Genomic DNA, 18689 nt, shown 5'->3' with positions numbered 1-18689 from the left:
GCCCATCGGCCCGGCTCAGCCTGCCGAGCGTTCGCGCACGAAGCCTGCCAGGAGCGCCGGACCGTCGCGGAGCACGAATTCGCGGAACAAGCGCACGGGGTCGGTCTCGGCATCGGCCACGGCATTCCGCGAAACAGGCTCCCGCCACGCCAGGCCGATCTCGCGGAACGCCAGGTCTGAATCCAGGGGAATCTCCACCCAGCCCGGCCCGCCGTCGTCGGATTCGGTGCCCCGCGACGGATGGTGGCTGTTTTGTGCGGCTCGGCCGGGCGCGGAGCCGCCGGGCGGCAGGATGCTGACGCCGAGCCCGGCCGAGACGAGGCCGCGGACGGTGTGCGAGTCCTGGCTCTCGAAGGCAATGCGCGGGCGGAACCCCGCCTCGCGGAACAACGCGTCGGTCAGCGAGCGCATGCCGTAGCCGGACCCCATCGCCACGAAGGGCTCCTGCCGGATCTCGGCAACCTTGGCCCGACTGCGGCCGGCCAGGGCGTGCCGGTGGTGGACCACCAGGCGCAACGGTTCGCGGTACAGCGCGGCCGATCCGATTCGCTTGCTGGGTGTGGCAACGGGTGCCGTGAGCGCCACGTCGGCGGAGCCCGCGGCGAGTTCCGCGAGGCAGCCGTCCCGTGCACCCTGGCTGAGGTCAAAGGCGGTTTGCGGGTGCCTGCTCCGGAACGCACTGATGAGCAGCGGCAGCATTGCCTCGCCGAAGGTGTGCTGGAACGACACGGCGATCCGGCCGCGGACCACCTCCGACTCGTGCCTGACGCTGTCCAGCCCCGTCTGGAATTCGGCCAGGGCGGCCTCGATGTGGGGCATGAGCGCCTTCGCCGCGGGCGTCAACCGCACGCCCCGGCCGTCCCGGACCAGCAGCTCCGTCCCCACGATGGCGCTGGCCCGCGCGATGGCACGGCTCACGGTCGACTGCGGCAGGCCCAGGAGCTCGGCCGTCTCGGTGATGTGCTCCGTCCGCCCCAGTTCTGCCAGCAGCGGCAGCAGGGGCAGCAGCTGCACGAGCTGCCTGTGTTCGACGTCCATGTTCCCCTCCAGCAGACTGATCCATATTTGCTATCTATTCTATGGAAATCATGCATTGGAAGCATCCCTCGGGCAGGCTTTAGCCTGAAGGCATGCCACGCATTTCCACACCCACCGGCACCGGCCCACGCCCCGCGGCCGGGGACGCAGCCAATCTCGCAACTGATCCTGCGGCTGACGCTGCCGCATGGGCGGGCCATCCGAAGGGCTCCACGGCCTACCGCCGGATCCTCGCCGGGCTTGCCTTTGCCGGCGTCGCAACGTTCGCGCAGCTCTACTCCACCCAGGCGGTGCTTCCGCTGCTGGCGGCGGATCTTCGCGTCTCGGCCGCCGAGGCCGCTCTGACCATCTCCCTGGCGACGGTGGGGCTGGCCTTGACGGTGCTCCCGTGGTCCTTCCTGGCCGACCGGATCGGACGCGTCCGGGCAATGATGTGGGGCATCTCCGCCGCCACCGTCCTGGGCCTGCTGGTCCCCCTGGCCCCCAGCTTCCCCGTACTGCTGTGCCTGCGGATGCTGGAGGGAATGGCCCTCGGCGGCATCCCGGCGATAGCGATCGCGTATCTCAACGAGGAAGTCAACAAGGCCCATGCCGCCCTCGCCGCCGGGAGCTATGTCGCCGGGACCACCCTGGGCGGGCTGGCCGGCCGGCTGGTCGCCGGGCCTGCGGGCGAACTGTGGGGCTGGCGGGCCGCGGCCCTGGCGGTCTCCGTTCTGGCTACCGGAGCGGCAGTCCTGTTCCTGGTTCTGGTGCCCCGGGCCAAGGGCTTCACCGCCGCGGCCGCGGGCGGCTTCCGCGGCGCCTGGCGCACGCTGGCAGGCCATGGCCGCAATCCCCGGCTCCTGGCCCTGTACGTCCAGGCATTCCTGCTCATGGGCGGTTTCGTGGCCGTCTACAACTACCTCGGATTCCGGCTCTCGGGGAAACCGTTCAGCCTGCCCGCCACCGCGATCAGCCTGATCTTCCTGGCCTACCTCTCCGGAACCGTCTCGGCGCGCTGGGCAGCGGGCCTGACGTCGCGGTTCGGCCGGCGCACCGTCCTGATCGCCGGCACCGCACTGATGGCAGGCGGCCTGGCTCTGACGCTCACGGAACAGCTGGCCGCGATCCTGGCGGGATTGCTGCTGTTCACGGGCGGCTTCTTCGCGGCACACAGCATCGGCTCCGGCTGGACCGGACTGGTCGCCACGACGGGCCGGGCGCAGGCCGCCTCGCTGTACAACCTGGCCTACTACCTCGGCTCCAGCGTGCTTGGCTGGGCCGGCGGCCTGGTCTTCCAGCGGTTCGGCTGGACGGCCCTTGCGCTGACGGTCATCGGACTGGCCGGCGCGACGGCGGCAATCACCGCCGTCGCGCATCCCGCGCCGGTGCCTGCAACCGGCACCGCAGCCGCCGGCAGGGTCACGGCGTCGGGCTAGGCGTCGGACCCGCGGGCTACCGCGTTGCCTCGATCGCCTGCACGAGGTCGGCGACGATGTCGGCCGGGTCCTCCAGCCCCACCGAGACCCGCAGCAGGTTCGCGTGCGGCTTGGCCGCGGCTTCGACCGGCCGGTGGGTCAGGCCCGCCGGGTGCTGGATGAGCGTATCGATCCCGCCGAGAGACACGGCGTGGGTGATCATGCCGACGGCGGCCGGGATCCGCTCGGCGTGCTCGGCACTGGCGAGCTCAAAGGCCATAAGCGATCCCGGCCCGGCCATCTGCGTGCCCACGAGGCCCTGCGGGTCGCATTCGGCCAGTCCCGGGTAGTAAACCCGCCTCACGAGCCCGTGCCCTGCCAGGGCAACCGCGACTTTTTCGGCACCAGCCTGCTGGGCGCGGACCCGGACCGGCAGCGTTGCCAGCCCGCGGTGCAGCAGGTACGCCGGCCACGGGGTCAGGATGCCGCCGGTCACGGCCCGGATCTGGCGCAGGCGCACCGCCCATTCAGAGCCTGCGGCCACCACGCCGCCCATGGCGTCCCCGTGGCCGCCCAGGAACTTCGTGGCACTGTGCAGCACCATGGCCGCGCCATGCTTGAAGGGTTGCTGCAGGACCGGGCTGGCGAACGTGTTGTCCACCAGGAGCGGCACGCCGTCGGCAGCGGCTGCCACGCGGGCGATGTCCACCAGCTCGAGGGTGGGGTTGGCCGGCGTCTCCAGGATCACCAGGCCGGTGTCCGGCCGCAGGGCGGCGCCGACGCCCCCCGGCGTCGTGAAGGTGACCTCGTTGCCAAGGACGCCGGAGGCCAGAAGGTAGTCGCTGCCGCCGTACAGCGGACGCACGGCGACAACGTGCTTCTTGCCCGCCGCGACAACCGCGAGGAGCACCGCGCTCAGCGCCGCCATTCCGGTGGCAAAGGCGACAGACTCGGGCGTGCCTTCCAGGACAGCGACGCCTTCTTCGAAGCGCGCCACCGTGGGGTTCCACAGCCGCTGGTAGACCGTGCTTTGCCCCTCCACATGGGACCCGCCGGTGGCCATGTGCTCGTAGGCAAGGCCTCCGTCGTGCACGGACGGCAGGGGCGCCGTCGTGGACAGATCGATGGGCACCGCGTGGACGCCCAGTTCCGTGAGCCCGCTCCGGCCTGCGTGGACCGCCAATGAATCTTGAGAAAGCACCCTAGCTCCTTACGAATATTCACCATTGAATTCCGCAAGTATCTGGCAATAATTCGCGCTTTTGTAGGGGTTCTGAATGGAACTGTCGGATAACGCCGTTTATGATGAACGGAGAACACTACTAGGAGGATCCGTGAGCAGCAGTGCGAAGAATGTTCGGCCGGGGGCCATCGAGCCGCTGGACGCGATCGACGAGCGCCTGCTCGCTGCCCTCGTCGCGGACGCCCGCATCTCGAACAAACAGCTGGCAGAGCTCGTGGGGATCGCGCCGTCGACCGCGCTGATGCGCACCCGCGCCCTGTCCGAGCGCGGCATCATCGAGGGCTTCGAGGCCAATCTGAGCCTGTCCGCGATCGGGCGTTCGGTCCAGGCGCTCATTGCGGTCCGGCTCCGGGCCCATGACCGCGAGCAGATCGACCGCTTCACTGCCCGGGTGCCCAAACTGCCGGCAGTGCTCTCAACCTTCCACACGTCCGGGTCGGTGGACTACCTGCTGCACATCGCCGTCGCCACCACCGAGGACCTCCGGGACTGGGTTCTGGACAACCTGGCCACCGACCCCGTGGTGGGCCACACCGAAACCACGCTGGTCTTCGACCACATCCAGGGCAACCACGGCCCGCTGCCCTAACGGGCCCGGCCGGCGCAGCCAGACCCGGCGCAGCCAGACCCGGCGCAGCCAGACCCGGCGCAGCTAGACCCGGCGCAGCGCGCTTCGCAGCGTGACGGCCGCCAGCGTCAGTGCGGCAGCGGCGCACACCGTGACGAAACCGGCGACGGCGCTCTGCAGCCCGACGATCCCGGCTGCAAGACCCAACCCGATCACCGGGAAGGCGCTGCCAAGGTACGTGATCACATAGACGGTGCTGATGATCTGGGCGTGCCGGGCGGCTTCCACCCTGCCGGCGACGTCGTTGAACACGGTGCGGAAGGCCACGCCCTGCCCGACGCCGGCAGTAATGCTGGCCAGAATCAGCAGCCACGGGCTGCTCCAGGCGGCGGCCGCGGCGATCAGGAGGACGGAGACGCCCAGGACGGCCAGGCCGGCGGAAACGGCAAACCGTCCCCGGATGGCCAGCAGCTGGCTCAGGGCTGAGGAACCCAGCGTCAGACCCGCCAGCAGGCCGATCAGCGGCCGCGAATCGGCGTGGACAATCTGGGCGAAATAGCCGGGGGCGAGCGAGAGGCAGAAGCCAAAAACGGTGAAGCTCAGGAAGCCCACGGAAGACGCCAGCCAGAAGGCGCCGCGCGCGTCGCTGGAGACCGAGGGCCGCCGCGGCGCCAGGACCCGCAGGGTCTGGGGACCGGCGTGCAGGCTGATGGCGGGCCGCGCCTTGAGCAGGTACAGGGGCACCAGCACGGCGGCGAGGACGATGGAGTGCAGGTAGTACGGCGTCGACGTCGGGCCCGGCAGGAGGGACAGCATTCCGCCGATTGCGGGACCGGCGGCCACCCCGCCGGCGGAGGCTAGGAGCGTGAACCGTGAGGCCCACTCCGGCCGGCTGGGCAGCAGCTCGCGCAGGGCAGCCGAGCTGGCCCCGGTGGCCAGCGCTACGGCGACGCCCTGAAGGGCGCGCCCGGCGGAGAGCGCCACGAGGTTGCCCGCGGTGGCGAAGACAAAGCCGCCGGCCAGGCCCACCAGCACAGCCAGCACGAGGGCGGCGCGGCGGCCGATGTGGTCGGACCAGTGGCCGGCCAGGACGAGGGTGGCCACGAGCGCCAGGACGTAGGCCGAGAACGCCACCGTGACATCGAGCGCCGTGATTCCGAGTTTTGCCTGCAACAGCGGGTACAGCGGCGTCGCAAGATTGGCGCCGACGAGCAGCGTGAAGATCACAACCCCGGCCATCACGAGACGTGCGGTGGTGGAGGCGTCCCAGCCCCAGCGGTCAGCTGTGGCCGGGCGCATGCGGAGTTCGCTAAAGACTGTCATGGCCGTGTCCTTGCAAAGTGCAGGCCGGGCTTTCCCTGTTGTGGGGGAACCGCCCGGCCCGGTTGAAAGATTGGTATGTACAGAATGCAATACCAGTGATCCACATGGCCAAAATTTGTGTCAAAATTGAGCAAAACAGTCATTCTCTGGCTGTCCAAGTGAACCGGAGTGATGATTTGAACAGTCTGGACCCCACCGACCTGAAGATCCTGCTGGAGCTGATCCGGGATCCGCGGATCCAGATCGGCGAGCTCAGCGACGCCCTGGGCATCGCCCGGAACACCGCCCAGTCGCGCGTGCGGCGCATGCTGCGCTCCGGCGTGCTGCACGACGGCGGCCGTGAAATCGATCTGGAGGCGGTGGGGTACGACGTCGTCGCCTTCGTGACGATCGAGGTCAACCACCGGGAACTCGACGGCGTCGTGGGTGCCCTGCGGCTGATCGCCCAGGTCCTGGAAGTCCACGAGATCTCCGGGCGCGGCGACGTCTGGTGCCGGGTGGTGGCGACGGATACGCACAATCTCCAGGCGGCCCTCCGGTCGATCCTTCGGGTCAAGGGCGTCATCCGCACCGAGACCGTCCTGGCGCTGCACACCCATATCCCGTACCGAACCGAACCGCTGATCAGCCGGCTCGCCCAAGGCAACGCGCTGGCTCCCGGCCGGTCCCCGTCGCGGCGGGCCGGGTCCGCCGAATTCCAGGTGAACAAAGGATAATGTCCCGGTGACTATCATCGACAACGCCGTCTACGTTGACGGCATCCGCAGCGCCGAGCCGCGGAACCTCGAGCAGACTTTTGAGACCCTGACCGAGCACGGGGGCATGGCCTGGATCGGCCTGTACCGGCCGACCTCTGAGGAAATGGCGGCCGTGGCGGCCGAATTCAACCTGCACGGGCTGGCGGTGGAGGACGCGATCTCTGCCCATCAGCGCCCCAAACTGGAACGCTACGACGACAATCTGTTCACTGTGCTCCGCCCTGCCCGGTACTTGGACGAGACTGAAACCGTGGAGTTCGGCGAGCTCCACGTCTTCACGGGGCGCAACTTCGTGGTCACCGTCAGGCACGCCGAGACGAAAGTTGTGGGCAAGGTCCGGCGCCGGATGGAGGGCCGCCCCGATCTGCTGCGCCACGGGCCTGAGGCCGTCCTGTACGCACTCATGGACCAGGTGGTGGATGACTACGGTCCCGTGGTGGCCGGGCTGGAAAACGACATCGACGAGATCGAGGACCAGCTCTTCAGCGGCGACCCCCTGGTGTCCCGCCGGATCTACGAGCTCGCCCGCGAAGTCATCCATTTCCAGCGCGCCATCCACCCGCTCCCGGCAATGATGCAACAGCTCCGGCGGGGTTTCGAGAAGTACCGGGTGGACATCGAGCTGCAGCACAGCCTGCGCGACGTCGAGGACCACGTGGAGCGGCTGATTTCCCGCGCCGATTCGTTCCGTGACCTGCTGCAGAATGCGCTTACCCTGGACGGAACCCTGACCGCCAACCGCCAGAACGAGGCCAGCGCGGAGCAAAACGAACAGGTGAAGAAGATCTCGTCGTGGGCCGCGATCTTCTTCGCGCCGACGTTTGTGGCCGGACTGTATGGCATGAACTTCGACAATATGCCGGAGCTGCACTGGACGCTTGGCTATCCGATGGCAATCGCGCTCATGGCCGGCACGGCGGCGCTGATGTACGCCATCTTTAAGAAGAAGGGCTGGCTCTAGCCGGCGGCGCGGCGGTTCCGGACCTGGACCATGAGCCGGCGGAACGCCAGGACGAAGACGACCTCGATCAGCACCATCAGCCCGAGCAGCAGCCACTTCCCGCTGCTGATGAAAACAATGGCCCCGGTGAGGACCAGAAGGCTCCCCAGCGCCAGGGAGTAGACGGCAAATCCGAGGGCTACCCTGGCGCTGCGGACGCCCGTGCGGAAGCCGAAGCCCTGCGGTTCCCCACCGGGGTAGCCGGCAACCCGGTCCGGACCGGCGGGCTGGAGCTTGTCGAACTCCTCCCACGGGTCGCGGTCCTGCTGCTGATTGGTCATGGTTCCATTATCCCGCGGACCTGATCATCGCGCCGCCGGGACCGATCCGATGTGAGTTTTTCGCGGTGGAAGATTTTCCTGCCGTCACATTTCGGGCTGTCACGACGACGGGGCCCGGACCAGTGGTCCGGGCCCCGTCATTGCAGAGCTGTTGGCTACTTGTTGTGGCCATGCCCGCGAGAGTCCCCGTGCTCGTTGGACTTGCTGTGCCCGTCGGACTCGCCGGTGTGTTCGCTTCCGCGCCCGGCCGGCGCGGCACGGTGTTCAACGGCGTTGGCCTGGCCGGCGGCGCGGTGATCGGCGGCGTTCTGGTGTGCCCAACCGCTGTTGCCGTTCGGTACGTGGGACACCTCGGCTTCCGGCGCGTCGGCGGAGTCCTGCGAATCATCGTCTGCAGGTGCCGGGGATTCCGGAACAACGGGTGCCGGCGCCGCGGGGGCAGCCGGGGCCGGAGCGGGGGCAGCCGGGGCCGGAGCCGAGTCAGCAGGCTCCTGCGCGTCCGCGCCCTCTTCGGCACTCTGACCGTCCGCGTCCTGGTCTTCCGCGCCTTGATCATCGGTGGCCGCGGCTGTGCCCTCATCATCCGCACCCTGATCATCGGCACCCTGATCGTCCGACTCTTGGACACCCGGCTCAACCGGATCGCCGGGTTCAGACGATTCGTGATCAGCGGCTTCCTGGTCGTCCACTCCCGGCGTCTCCGACTCGGCCGGATCGGACGGATCCGCCGAGTCGGCCGGTTCAGAGGTTGCTGTGCCGGTCGCCGGCGTGGTCGACGTCGGGTCAGCCGGGAGATTGGTGGTCGCGGTGGCGGCCGCCGCGCCCGCACCGCCAGTGATGACGACGGAGGCGACTACTACTGCCTTGCCGGTAGTGCCCAGCGCACTGAGCCAGCCGATGATTCCTGCCACGGGAGATTCCTTTCAAAGCGGGTATGAGACCGCTGCCGTCCCCCCGGCCGGCAGCCAGCGCCACATTACCGCCCGCAATCGAACATTGGCCGGCCCTTCTGCCGTTTAGGGCACATCCTGAGCCAATGCTGACCAAACCCTGAGCCTCGGGGCAACCGTCAAGCGGCTCTACGCGGCGCGCACGTCGACCTCGCCGGGTTCCGCGCCGTCGCTGCCGAAGACCAGGTGACGGTTGGCGACTTTCTCGCTGAAGAAGCGGTCGTGGCTGACCACGACGACGGCCCCGGGGAAGTGGAGCAGTGCCCGCTCCATGACCTGGGTGCTGGACATGTCCAGGTGGTTGGTGGGCTCATCCAGCAGCAGCACCGGGGCCCCGGACAGCAGGCACTGGGCCATGGCGACGCGGGCCTTCTGTCCGCCGGAAAGGTTTCCGATCTTCTGTTTGAGGTCGGCCTCGGAGAACTGGAACATGGCGAGGAACCTGTTGACGGACTTCTTCGTGGCGCTGAAGGCCAGGCTGTCCGGCAGCGCGTTGACCGCGTGCGAAACGGTGTCGGCGTCGTCGAGCTCTTCCAGCATTTTGTTGTAGGAAACAAAACCGGGCCCCTTCGCCCAGACCACTTCACCGGAATCCGCGGGTTCATCCCCGGTCAGCACTTTCAGCAGCGTGGACTTGCCGCTGCCGTTGGAGCCCAGGACCACAATCCTGTTGCCCTTGCGGATCTCAAAGCTCAGGTCTTCGAACAGGACCTTGTCGCCATAGGACTTGCCCAGCCCTTCAACCCGGCAGAGGACATCCTTCACGTGCAGCCCGCCGTAGATCTCGGTGACGATCTGGTCCACGGGACGGGGTGTCCGCGCTTTCTTGATCTTGGCCAGCTGGTTCCCCAGCCCACGGCTGGCGGCTTTGGCGGCCTCCCGGCGGTCGGCGATGCCCTCCGCTTCAAAAGCCAGCAGCTCGGACTCATGGACGAACTGGGCCTCGAGCGTCTTGAGCCGGAACTGCTTCTGGACCACGTACTCGGCGAAGTTTCCGGGGTACTCGTGCAGGTGGAAGTTTTCCACTTCGATGATCCGGGTGACCACCGCATCGAGGAACTTCCTGTCGTGCGAGACGATAATCGCGGCGCCGCGGTAGTCGCGGAACCAGTTTTCGAGCCATTCGACACCGGCCACGTCGAGGTAGTTGGTGGGTTCATCCAGCAGCAGGACGTCCGGGCCCTCCAACAGGATCTTGGCCAGGGCGGCGCGGTTGCGCCACCCGCCGGAGAGTTCGTCAATCGCGCACGTGCGGTGGGCGTCGTTGAACCCCAGCGTGGTCAGGACTGTGTCGATGCGCCGCTTGTAATCCCATCCGTCGAGGCGGTCCATGTCCTCGAACAGCTCGGCCTGGCGCCGGATCAGCCGGTCCAGCTCTGCCTCGGCGGGGTCAGCCGCAATGGCGGCGTCGATGGCTGCCAGCTCGGCCTCGGCAGCCTTGATCTGGACGAACAGTCCGTCAAGGACCGCAAGGATGGTTGCCTCGCCGTCCAGCTCGGAAAATTGGGAGAAGTACCCCACCCTGGTCCCCTGCTCCACGGTGACCGTTCCAGTGTCCGGGGAAACATGGTCCAGGATGAGCTTGAGGATGGAAGTCTTCCCGGAGCCGTTCTTGCCGATCAGGCCCACCCGGTCCCCGGGCTCCAGGCGGAAGAACGCCTCGCGGAGGATCTGTGTGTTGTCGAAGCGGACGCTGACGTCGTGCAGCCGGACCAGACTCACTGCTGCGCGAGACGGTTGCGGACGATTTCGCTGACGGCCTTGCCGTCGAAGCGTCCGGCCACCGTGGCGGTGACAGGCTTCATCACTGCCCCCAGCTGACGCATGGACAGCTCGACGCCGTCGGCCTTGAGCGCCGCGATGGCCTCGTCCACGATCGCCTCGACTTCCGCCGCGGTCAGTGGCTTGGGCAGGTACGCCTCGATCACTTCGGCCTCGGCGATCTCGGCGGCGGCGCGCTCGGCTTCGCCGGCCTCGGTGTAGATGCGGGCCGTGTCGCGGCGCTTGGCGGCTTCCTTTTGCAGGAGCGCGGTCACCTGTGCGTCGTCCAGCACGATTGGCGTCTTGCCCGATTTCTCCCGGGTTTCGATCTCGCCCAGGACGTTGCGCACAGTGGTCAGGGCAACCTTGTTGCGGTCCTTCATGTGGCTCACCACGTCGGCGTGCAGGCGTTCTTTCAGGGTGGTCATAGTTCTCCTCGTGTTGTTAACAAGGCTAGCGGCAGAACCCGTTGGCCCCGATCGCCGAGATAATCCGCTGAGCGTCCTCGTCCGAGAGGGCAGGGACGTCCCCGCTGAACTCGGTCTTCGCGGCAGCGATGAGCTGGTCCGCCGTCGATTGCCCCAGCAGACGGCCGCACAGGCGGCGGGCCTTGTCGACTGCCTGGCCATCCGGCAGGCGGGGGTTGATCTTGGCGAGCGCGGCCAGGAGCGTTTCCTGCTGGGTCTGGTCAGGCTTGGGCAGCGACGCCGGCAGGCCCGCCGTGGGGGTCCCGGCGGACGGCTCGGGACTCGGGGAGGCGGAGCAGGCAGCAGTCAGCAGAACAGACAGCAGGGCCAGGGCGATCGCGGTGGTGTTCTTCATCGATGGTGGCCTTGTCTGCGCTGGGTGTTTATCTTGGATTCCTGCGCTGGATTCGGCTGCCTGGCCGCTGTTAGTAGGTTGGGTTTTGCCGCGCGGATTGCTGCGCCGGCGCGGCCACGGCGCCGTTCACGCAGGTTCACACCATCTCATGAAATCGCCGGCGTTCCGTACCGGTGACCTGCCAGGAGCGCCGCACCACGCCGCGGGAACCGCGCCGCCTGCCACTGTCCGGGCCGCGGCTTAGGCTGGTCGCATGCCGCCAACACCTGCCCCGTCTCCGGTTCCGGTTGAAGTCCTCCTCCACACAGCTCCCGCCGAGTGGTGGCAGATCGTTGCCGCGCTTGCCCCTGTTGCGGTACTTGTAGCGGCAGCCGTGGGAGCGTTCATGGCCTGGCGGACTCTGCACCAGAAGGCCGTCGCAGACGACCGGGCCGAGTGGTGGAAACGGACCCAATGGGCGCTGGACCGTGCCCTGGACGAGGATGGGGACAGCAAAGCCCTGGGGCTGGCGGCGCTGGATGTGCTCGCCCGCAGCGAGTTGGCCCGCAGCGAGGAGCTTGAGCTTCTGGACATCGCGTGGGAGTCCGTGGACGGGGCCGTGGAAAGCACAGGCAACGGGCAGCACGTCGCTGCGCAGGTTACCGGCCCGGCGGCCCTCTCGCATCACCGGGTTCGGGTCGCCGCCGCCAGGCTGCGCGTCAGACTGGACGACCGGCTCGGCCGCACGACTCCTCCCGGCGCTGCGGCCCTGGCCAAGGAAGCGCTCTAGCGGCGGCTGTCCCTGCCCTCGAGTGGCAGCACCAGGATGACGGCCGCGCAGACGCACCCGTCGCCGCAGAGGGGGCAGAGGTAGCCGGCTGCCTGTTGGTCGTCCGCCCAGAAGGCGGCGATCGTGGCCACCTGTGCAAAGCCGGCCCGCTCCAGCATCCCCAGCGAAGAGTGCCGTGGATCGGCCGAGACCCAGGACGCGGACACGACTTCGTGGCAGCCGCGGGCCTTCAGAAAGTCCAGGCTGGCCGCGAGCATGATCGAGCCGATGCCCGTACCCCTGGCTGCGGGCCCGACGACGATGGACTTCAGCTCCCCCACCCGGCGGCCGTCCAGGCCGGCGTCGACCCCGGTGATGCGCAGGCGGTCCCGCAGTACGGCCTGGGACCCCTGGTCCAGGACGCGGGCGGTCGCCGCGCCCAGGAGCCCGCCGCCACGGCCGCGGGCACGGATGAGGACTCCCCCGCCATCAGCTGTGAGTTGCGCCAAAGCTGATGGCTGAGTGAAACCGGAGCCGAGGGATTCGTTGAGGAGCGCTGCCGTTTCGCTGGCCACAGCGGATCCCGGTGCGCCAACGTGGAGGCTGACGTTCGACGCCGGCCGGGTGCCCATCGTTCCGGCTCCCATGTTTGCTCCTCGTCGGCGGGCAGTACTGCGCACCATCGCATCGCCCTGGAGCCAGGCAGGACGCCCCGGGCGGCCGGCAATGTCATTCACGCACGCATTCACGTACTCAAGGGCTCAAAAACCCTCGAAATCTGTGGAGCTAAGGAGATTCGAACTCCTGACCTCTTCGATGCGAACGAAGCGCTCTACCAACTGAGCTATAGCCCCGAAGCAACGCCGGTCCTGACGGAACGGCGTTGCCGGTGTCCCTAGGCTACAAACTATCTGCGCGGTTTTCCAGCCAGCCCCGGAAAGTCTCGGTGCCGTGTCGCGCTTCCGGTACCAGGTTCAACCCCTCGCGCAGGTAGCGGCCCATGGCGCCGGGCAGTGGGAGGCGCACGAGTCGACCGTTTGCGCGGGTGACCCGTTGCCATTCCCGGGCGAAGTCGGCCATGTCTTTGGATTCCGGGCCCCCGAGGTTCAGCACCCGGTGCCGCGGGCCCGCGGCTGGAACGGGCGCCGGGTCAAGGGCGGTCTCCAGCAGCACCGCGGCTGCGTCGGCCGGCGATACCGGCTGGAACCGGGCACCTCTGACCACGGGGATGATCCGCAGCTTCGAGCCGGCGCCGAACAACATGGCGAGCAACGAGTGGAACTGGGTGGCCCGGACCACCACGGTCTCGAGTCCGGACAGCTCGTAGGCGTGTTCTTTGGCAGCTTTCGACCGGTAGAAGGAGGAGTTGCTGCGATCGCAGTTCACGATGGACAGCATGACGGCCCTGGCCGTTCCCGCGTCCTGGGCGGCGGCCAGGAGCCGCGCACCGCCGTCGGCGAAGTTCTTGCGCGCCTTCCCGGCGCGTCCTTCCAGGCAATCGATCACGACGTCGGCGCCGGCGAGGGCGGCCGCTATCCCCCCCCCCCCCCCCGTCGTGACGTCCGCGCGGAAGTATTCCGCGCCCCGAATGTTGCCGGCGGTGCCGTCCTCTGGCGGGTTGCGGCTGAGGACGGCCACGGAGTTCCCGGCGTCGACGGCCAGGCGCACCACTTTGCGGCCCACTTGGCCGGTTCCACCGGCAACGCAGATCCTTGTCATGACCCGAGGCTACCGCAGCGAAGCCCGCCGGCGACGCTGCGGGGAAACGAAAAACCCCGGGCCGCCATCGCTGGCTGCCCGGGGTAATTTCCGGAAGGGCGGGTCGGATCAGGCGCGCCGCCGCTGGAGGACGTCATCCAGGTTGCTCAAAGCGCTCTGGGCCTTGCTGAGCTGCTTGGTCTCAGAGTCGTCGACGGTCTGCGGATCGGACGCTGCCGGTCGCGCCGAGGCCTGCTTGAGGGACGGCTTCCCTACGGCCTTCGGCGCCTCGGGAAGGTCGAGGGGCATGGGGGCTGCACGTTCGGCCTTCGGGGCTTCGACGTAGGTGGGCTTGGGAACCTCGACGGGCTCCCAGCTCGTGCCCTCCGCTACTGCACCCGTATCGGCTGCCACAGCCGCCGAGGCATCCCCAGAGGCGACGGCTTCAGCGAGGGCGGCCTGGCGGAGTTCCAGTGCGGTCAGCGGCTTCGGCGCGGGCTCGGGCGCGTCGCGGCCCGCTTCGGCGTCGAAGAGCGGGCTTTCCGGCCGGGCGCCGGGGCGGCCGTCGGGAAGGGAGGGGGTCTGTTCGGGCACGGACGGACGCGCAGGAGTGCGTTCCGGGCTGCCCATGGCGGCACGGAATGCAGCGTTCATCTTCCGACGGCGATCACGGACGGCAAGGCGACGAAGCAGCGCCACTGCGGCGACGGCGCCCAGGAGAGCGGTCACCGGCAGCCAGCCTGAACCGATACCGAAAAGTCGAAGGGCTCCGGACACCACTGCCGTGAGGAGGGCCAGGAGCCCGGTTACCGCCAGCACCAGCCGCCCCCAACGAATCCGGAACGCCTGGGAGCCCGCCGCAGCAATCGGGCTCACCCGAGGGGTCGCCGCTTTGCCTGCCCCGGGCCCAGATGTGCCGCCGGCCGGTTCTGCGCGCTGAGTGCTGGTCATGGGTTTCTCCTGCTGCGCCGCCATTTTCATAACCTTCCCCGCATGTGGATCTGCTGGTTCCATATCAATGACGTCCGCCAGGAATTCGCCTGCAGGCTGCAGCTGGTGGCGTCCGTTCCGGAGAACGTAGGGCGCCACCCACACGATCCAGAGCGCAACAGCAATGACAAGGATCACAGAGCTGCTAAGAGGGAAGTCCACACTCAAAACCGTATGAGGTATATGGGGTGCTGCCCCGCATTGTCAGGGGTGTGTCGCGCGCGCGGCGGCGACGGGCCGGCGTCGGGGCGTTGTGGCTGGTCAGGCGGCTGTCTCGGGCTTCAGGACCGGCGGGTTCTCAGCCACCGCGCGAGGAGGCCTTCCGGCACTTCCTCAGCCGTGAGCGCGAAGGTCCGGTGGTCCGCCCATTCACCGTTGATGTGCAGGAACCTGGGCCGGAATCCCTCGTCACGAAACCCGAGTTTCTCCACCACGCGCAGGCTTGGCGCGTTCTCGGGCCTGATGTTGATCTCCATGCGGTGCAGGCCAAGGGTGCCGAAGCAGTAGTCCGTCGCCATGGCCACGGCGGTCGGGGCGATCCCCCGGCCGGCCCGTTCCTTGTCGACCCAATAGCCAAGCGTCGCCATCATGGCCGATCCCCAGACGATCGAGGACACCGTCAGCTGCCCCACGATCACGGGCGCCTGATGGCCTGGCGTCCATTCCGCGATCACGAACGGCAAGGCCGTGGCCTGCGCGGCCTGGACCTTGAGCGAGCGCACCATCTGCCGGTAGTCCGGCAGTCCGCCGCCGGGGACCGGGTTCGATGCCTCCCAGGGGGCCAGCCACTCGCAGTTGCGGGACCTGAGCGCCGTCCACTCCTTGCGGTCCCGGTACCGGATCGGGCGCAACACGATGTCGCCGCTCTCCAAGGTCACCGGCCAGGTGAAGCTGCCCCCCACGGGAGTTATTTGGCGAGGCTGGGGGCCAGGCTGGACGCGAAGCCGGGCAACCATTCGCGCAGGCCCGGGCCGAGGTCCTCACTGTCGCAGGCGAGCTGGACACAGGCCTTGAGGTAGCTGAGCTTGTCGCCGGTGTCGTAGCGGCGGCCGCGGAAGATGACGCCGTACACGCCGTAGCCCTCGCCGGTACCGGCCGAGAGTTCCTGCAGGGCGTCCGTGAGCTGGATTTCCCCGCCGCGTCCGGGCGCGGTGCGCTCCAGCACTTCAAAGACGGCCGGGTGCAACACGTAACGGCCAATCACGGCCAGGTTGGACGGGGCGTCCGCGACATCCGGCTTCTCCACGAGCTGGTTGATGCGGACGTAGTCCTCACCGCCGATTGCCTCGACGTCCGCGCAGCCGTACGCGCTGATCTGGGACGGGTCCACCTCGATCAGAGCGACCACCGACCCGCCGGTCTTGGCCTGGACCTCGATCATGGTGCTGAGGAGCTCATCGCGGGCGTCAATGAGGTCATCTCCCAGGAGGACGGCGAACGGCTCCTGCCCGACGTGCTGCTTGGCGCGGAGGACGGCGTGGCCGAGGCCCATGGGATCGCCCTGGCGGACGTAGTGGATGTCACCGAGGTTGCTGGCGGCCTGGATGGATTCGAGCTTCGCAGTGTCGCCCTTCGCCTCCAGGGTGGACTCCAGCGCGGGGACGCGGTCGAAGTGGTCCTCCAACGCCCGCTTGTTGCGGCCGGTGATCATCAGGATGTCGTTCAGGCCGACATTCACGGCCTCCTCGACGACGTACTGGATGGCCGGCTTGTCAACGACAGGCAGCATTTCCTTGGGCATGGCCTTTGTGGCCGGGAGAAACCTGGTACCAAGGCCCGCGGCGGGGATAACGGCCTTGCGGACGGAAGCGTTGGGTGTATTCACACGACTAATCTAACGGAGGGACCAATCATTGCGTAATCATTATGCGAACCGCCCGCCGGGCCCGCCGGTGCAGCGCGGCCGCAAGAGGCAGAGGACGGGCCAAGATGGCGTCGAAAGAGGAAATTCGCTCCAGCCACAGGGCGGGGCGTTCCGCACTCCCGCTGGCCGCACAGGACACCGCCGCGGCGGGTATCGCCAGCCATGGACTCGAGTGGGCCTCCGGGCTTGCCCGCGGCCGGCAGGGCACCTTCGCGGCGTACCTCGGGGTGGGCGCCGAACCGCCCACACTGCCACTGCTGGCTGCCCTGGTCGAGGCCGGGCACCGGGTGCTGCTGCCCGTTTGCGAGCCCGACATCGAGCTCAGCTGGGTGTACTGGACTCCCCGGTCCGGGTTTGTCCGCAGCCGGTACGCGCCCATCCAGGAGCCTGTCGGAGAGCGCCACGGCACCGAAATCATGCGGGACGCCACCGCAATCTTCGTGCCGGCCACCGCGGTGGATTTCTCGGGCAACCGAATCGGGCAAGGCGGCGGCTACTACGACAAGTTCCTTGCCGCCCTGGCTGCCATGTCCTCCACGTCCCGCGGGGCGGCCGACGGGGCGGCCGACGCTGTCGCGTTGCCGACTGCCGCCGTCGTCTATGACACGGAGGTGCTGCCCGCAGGCAGCATCCCCGCGGAGTCGTTCGACCGGAAAGTCGACACGGCGCTGACCCCGGGCGGGATCATCCGGCTCGGCCGATCCCGGCCCGCCTGATCAGGGTTCCCGCCAAGGTGATAGAATTGGCACTCAGGCCCTGCGACTGCTAAGGACGGAACCGGTCGATAGACATATCGGCGATGATCCGGCCCCGGCATCACGGGACCTGCTCGTTTGCCCCTGAGGAGGATTTCCAGTGCCCACGTATGCATACGCCTGCAAGGACTGCAGCCACGCCTTCGAGATCGTGCAGTCGTTCAGCGACAACTCCTTGACGTCCTGCCCCGAGTGCCAGGGCACGCTGCGCAAGAAGTTCAACAGCGTCGGCGTAGTGTTCAAGGGCTCCGGCTTCTACCGGACCGATTCGCGCGACACCAAGGGCAGCACGGTTTCCCCGGCTCCTGCAGCTCCCGCGGCCACCCCCGCGCCCGCCGCCGCAGCCAGCTAAGCCACCTCCTGCCGGGTTGGCGTAGGCCGCCGGCTGGGCCGTCTGAGTCCGGGCGCTGCCCGAATGGCTGGCCGTTGTAGCGGCTGTGGCCGATGTGGCCGTTGTCCACATAGGACGTTCCGCAGCTCCCGCCGCTCTGCGCGGATCCGTAGCGTGGCGGCATGGAACCTTTCCTTACGGCGCTTTTCCCGCTTTCGCTCACGACGGCTGCCCCGGCGGCGTCCAGGCCATCTTCCACGCCTTCGTCCAGGCCGTTCCGCGCCGCAATGCCTGAAATGGGCCGCGGCCGCTGGTCCCGTTCCGGGATCCGCCCCGCGAGCCATCCTGCCGCCACGTTTTCCACCGCAGGCCTTCCGTTCCGGAGCCGGCCCGGTCCCGCGAAACCCCGCCGGCGGCCGCCCCGCGGCCGTCCGTCGTGGCGCCGCCTGCGCGGCTGGCTTAACCGGAACCGGCGGCTTATCGCGGCCCTCCTGTTCTGCATCCCCGCCGGGCTGACGGTTCAGCAACTGACTCCCGCGCCCACTGACACTGTCACAGCCTTCGCCGCCGCGACCGACCTACCCGCTGGAAAGTCCCTGGAACCCGGCGATCTCAGCAGGATCAGCGTGCCACCCGGCCTTATTCCTGCGGGCAGCCCCGACAGCGAGACCGCGTTCGAGGGAAAACAACTGGCCGCACCGTTGCGCGAGGGCCAGCTCCTCACCGACGCCCAGATCCTCGGACCGGGCCTGCTCGCCGGAAGCCCCCGCGGCTCTGCGGCCGTGCCGCTGAGGATGGCAGATCCGGCCTCCATCCAGCTGGTCTCCCCCGGGCAGCTCGTCAACGTGGTGCTCACTGCCGGCAACGGCCTGGAACAACCCGGGGAAAGCCAAATCCTGGCCGAAGCCGTGCCGGTGCTCTGGACGTCGGCGCAGGGCGGCAAGGCCGGCCCCTGGCCCGCCACTGCGGAGACTGACGGGATGGTGGTGGTGGCAGCGACGGCCGATCAGGCCCGACGGCTGGCGGGCGCGTCTACCCAGGGCAAATTGTTTTTCGTGCTTGTGGCGTCACCGCCGGGCTAGCTGTCCAGCCAGCCGGGCGTTTCCGCCGGGCCAAGGGCCCGGGTAGCTTGCTCCGACGCGGGTTGCGCCCGCAGGCTCAG

21 protein-coding genes and 1 tRNA gene are annotated in these 18689 nt (G+C 68.3%); 8 read left to right on the top strand and 14 right to left on the bottom strand.

Annotated elements, in window-relative coordinates:
* Nucleotides 1-15: 15 nt before the first annotated feature.
* Nucleotides 16-1038: a LysR family transcriptional regulator gene (locus tag B5X90_RS04475; protein ID WP_079550259.1), complete on the bottom strand. Its 1023-nt coding sequence runs from the start codon at nt 1036-1038 to the stop codon at nt 16-18.
* Nucleotides 1039-1130: 92 nt separating this feature from the next.
* Here B5X90_RS04475 and B5X90_RS04470 point away from each other — a divergent pair, with 92 nt between their 5' ends.
* The gene (locus B5X90_RS04470; RefSeq protein WP_079550257.1) at nt 1131-2456 is read left to right on the top strand and encodes an MFS transporter; all 1326 of its coding nucleotides are present in this window, start codon (nt 1131-1133) and stop codon (nt 2454-2456) included.
* A 16-nt stretch (nt 2457-2472) separates the two neighbouring features.
* On the opposite strand, the gene B5X90_RS04465 is transcribed toward B5X90_RS04470, so the two are convergent.
* Nucleotides 2473-3636 (bottom strand): trans-sulfuration enzyme family protein, encoded by a 1164-nt coding sequence (locus B5X90_RS04465; protein WP_179129049.1) that lies wholly within the window; start codon nt 3634-3636, stop codon nt 2473-2475.
* 133 nt (nt 3637-3769) lie between these two features.
* On the opposite strand from B5X90_RS04465, the gene B5X90_RS04460 reads away from it, so the two are divergent.
* A complete protein-coding gene (locus tag B5X90_RS04460; protein WP_079550253.1) occupies nt 3770-4267 on the top strand; it encodes an Lrp/AsnC family transcriptional regulator in 498 nt (165 codons plus the stop codon).
* A 63-nt stretch (nt 4268-4330) separates the two neighbouring features.
* Here B5X90_RS04460 and B5X90_RS04455 read toward each other — a convergent pair whose 3' ends face one another.
* Nucleotides 4331-5569, bottom strand: a complete 1239-nt coding sequence (locus B5X90_RS04455) for an MFS transporter (RefSeq protein ID WP_079550251.1) — start codon at nt 5567-5569, stop codon at nt 4331-4333.
* Nucleotides 5570-5745: 176 nt separating this feature from the next.
* Here B5X90_RS04455 and B5X90_RS04450 point away from each other — a divergent pair, with 176 nt between their 5' ends.
* Nucleotides 5746-6285 (top strand): Lrp/AsnC family transcriptional regulator, encoded by a 540-nt coding sequence (locus tag B5X90_RS04450; RefSeq protein WP_079550249.1) that lies wholly within the window; start codon nt 5746-5748, stop codon nt 6283-6285.
* 7 nt (nt 6286-6292) lie between these two features.
* Nucleotides 6293-7288: a magnesium/cobalt transporter CorA gene (corA, locus tag B5X90_RS04445; RefSeq protein WP_079550247.1), complete on the top strand. Its 996-nt coding sequence runs from the start codon at nt 6293-6295 to the stop codon at nt 7286-7288.
* Here the strand turns inward: corA and B5X90_RS04440 are convergent.
* From B5X90_RS04440 to B5X90_RS04420, 5 genes are all read right to left on the bottom strand, one after another.
* On the bottom strand, nt 7285-7608 hold the full coding sequence (locus tag B5X90_RS04440; RefSeq protein WP_079550245.1) for a hypothetical protein: 324 nt from the start codon (nt 7606-7608) through the stop codon (nt 7285-7287). The two genes, corA and B5X90_RS04440, sit on opposite strands and share 4 nt — an antisense overlap.
* A gap of 155 nt (nt 7609-7763) precedes the next feature.
* Complete coding sequence (locus B5X90_RS21210; protein ID WP_079550243.1) at nt 7764-8519, bottom strand: hypothetical protein; 756 nt, start codon at nt 8517-8519, stop codon at nt 7764-7766.
* A 168-nt stretch (nt 8520-8687) separates the two neighbouring features.
* Entirely contained in the window at nt 8688-10280 is a 1593-nt protein-coding gene (locus B5X90_RS04430) for an ABC-F family ATP-binding cassette domain-containing protein (protein WP_079550241.1), read from the bottom strand.
* Complete coding sequence (locus B5X90_RS04425) at nt 10277-10747, bottom strand: GatB/YqeY domain-containing protein (protein WP_079550239.1); 471 nt, start codon at nt 10745-10747, stop codon at nt 10277-10279. The genes B5X90_RS04430 and B5X90_RS04425 overlap by 4 nt, the downstream gene beginning before the upstream one ends.
* Before the next feature lie 25 nt (nt 10748-10772).
* Nucleotides 10773-11141, bottom strand: coding sequence for a hypothetical protein (locus B5X90_RS04420; RefSeq protein ID WP_079550237.1), 369 nt, complete (start codon nt 11139-11141; stop codon nt 10773-10775).
* 253 nt (nt 11142-11394) lie between these two features.
* Here B5X90_RS04420 and B5X90_RS04415 point away from each other — a divergent pair, with 253 nt between their 5' ends.
* Nucleotides 11395-11910: a hypothetical protein gene (locus B5X90_RS04415; protein WP_179129048.1), complete on the top strand. Its 516-nt coding sequence runs from the start codon at nt 11395-11397 to the stop codon at nt 11908-11910.
* Here B5X90_RS04415 and B5X90_RS04410 read toward each other — a convergent pair.
* From B5X90_RS04410 to galU, 6 genes are all read right to left on the bottom strand, one after another.
* Nucleotides 11907-12536: a GNAT family N-acetyltransferase gene (locus tag B5X90_RS04410; RefSeq protein ID WP_179129047.1), complete on the bottom strand. Its 630-nt coding sequence runs from the start codon at nt 12534-12536 to the stop codon at nt 11907-11909. The genes B5X90_RS04415 and B5X90_RS04410 overlap by 4 nt on opposite strands.
* A 134-nt stretch (nt 12537-12670) precedes the next feature.
* A tRNA-Ala gene (locus tag B5X90_RS04405) sits at nt 12671-12743 on the bottom strand.
* A gap of 46 nt (nt 12744-12789) precedes the next feature.
* Nucleotides 12790-13608 (bottom strand): SDR family oxidoreductase, encoded by an 819-nt coding sequence (locus B5X90_RS04400; RefSeq protein ID WP_079550233.1) that lies wholly within the window; start codon nt 13606-13608, stop codon nt 12790-12792.
* A gap of 108 nt (nt 13609-13716) precedes the next feature.
* Nucleotides 13717-14715, bottom strand: coding sequence for a hypothetical protein (locus B5X90_RS04395; protein ID WP_079550231.1), 999 nt, complete (start codon nt 14713-14715; stop codon nt 13717-13719).
* Between the two features lie 143 nt (nt 14716-14858).
* Complete coding sequence (locus B5X90_RS04390) at nt 14859-15479, bottom strand: GNAT family N-acetyltransferase (protein ID WP_079550229.1); 621 nt, start codon at nt 15477-15479, stop codon at nt 14859-14861.
* Between the two features lie 5 nt (nt 15480-15484).
* Entirely contained in the window at nt 15485-16402 is a 918-nt protein-coding gene (galU, locus tag B5X90_RS04385) for a UTP--glucose-1-phosphate uridylyltransferase GalU (protein ID WP_079550227.1), read from the bottom strand.
* A 104-nt stretch (nt 16403-16506) separates the two neighbouring features.
* Between galU and B5X90_RS04380 the strand changes: the two genes are divergently transcribed.
* From B5X90_RS04380 to B5X90_RS04370, 3 genes are all read left to right on the top strand, one after another.
* The gene (locus B5X90_RS04380) at nt 16507-17157 is read left to right on the top strand and encodes a 5-formyltetrahydrofolate cyclo-ligase (protein ID WP_079550225.1); all 651 of its coding nucleotides are present in this window, start codon (nt 16507-16509) and stop codon (nt 17155-17157) included.
* Between the two features lie 139 nt (nt 17158-17296).
* Nucleotides 17297-17548, top strand: coding sequence for an FmdB family zinc ribbon protein (locus tag B5X90_RS04375; protein ID WP_079550223.1), 252 nt, complete (start codon nt 17297-17299; stop codon nt 17546-17548).
* A 161-nt stretch (nt 17549-17709) separates the two neighbouring features.
* Nucleotides 17710-18609, top strand: coding sequence for an RcpC/CpaB family pilus assembly protein (locus tag B5X90_RS04370; protein ID WP_256860045.1), 900 nt, complete (start codon nt 17710-17712; stop codon nt 18607-18609).
* The last annotated feature ends 80 nt before the right edge of the window (nt 18610-18689 follow it).

Origin of the sequence: Arthrobacter sp. 49Tsu3.1M3, assembly GCF_900168135.1 — a bacterium.
Taxonomy (GTDB): Bacteria; Actinomycetota; Actinomycetes; order Actinomycetales; family Micrococcaceae; genus Arthrobacter.
The sequence above is the reverse complement of the archived record's forward strand: the minus strand, read 5'-3'. Positions and strand labels throughout refer to the sequence as shown.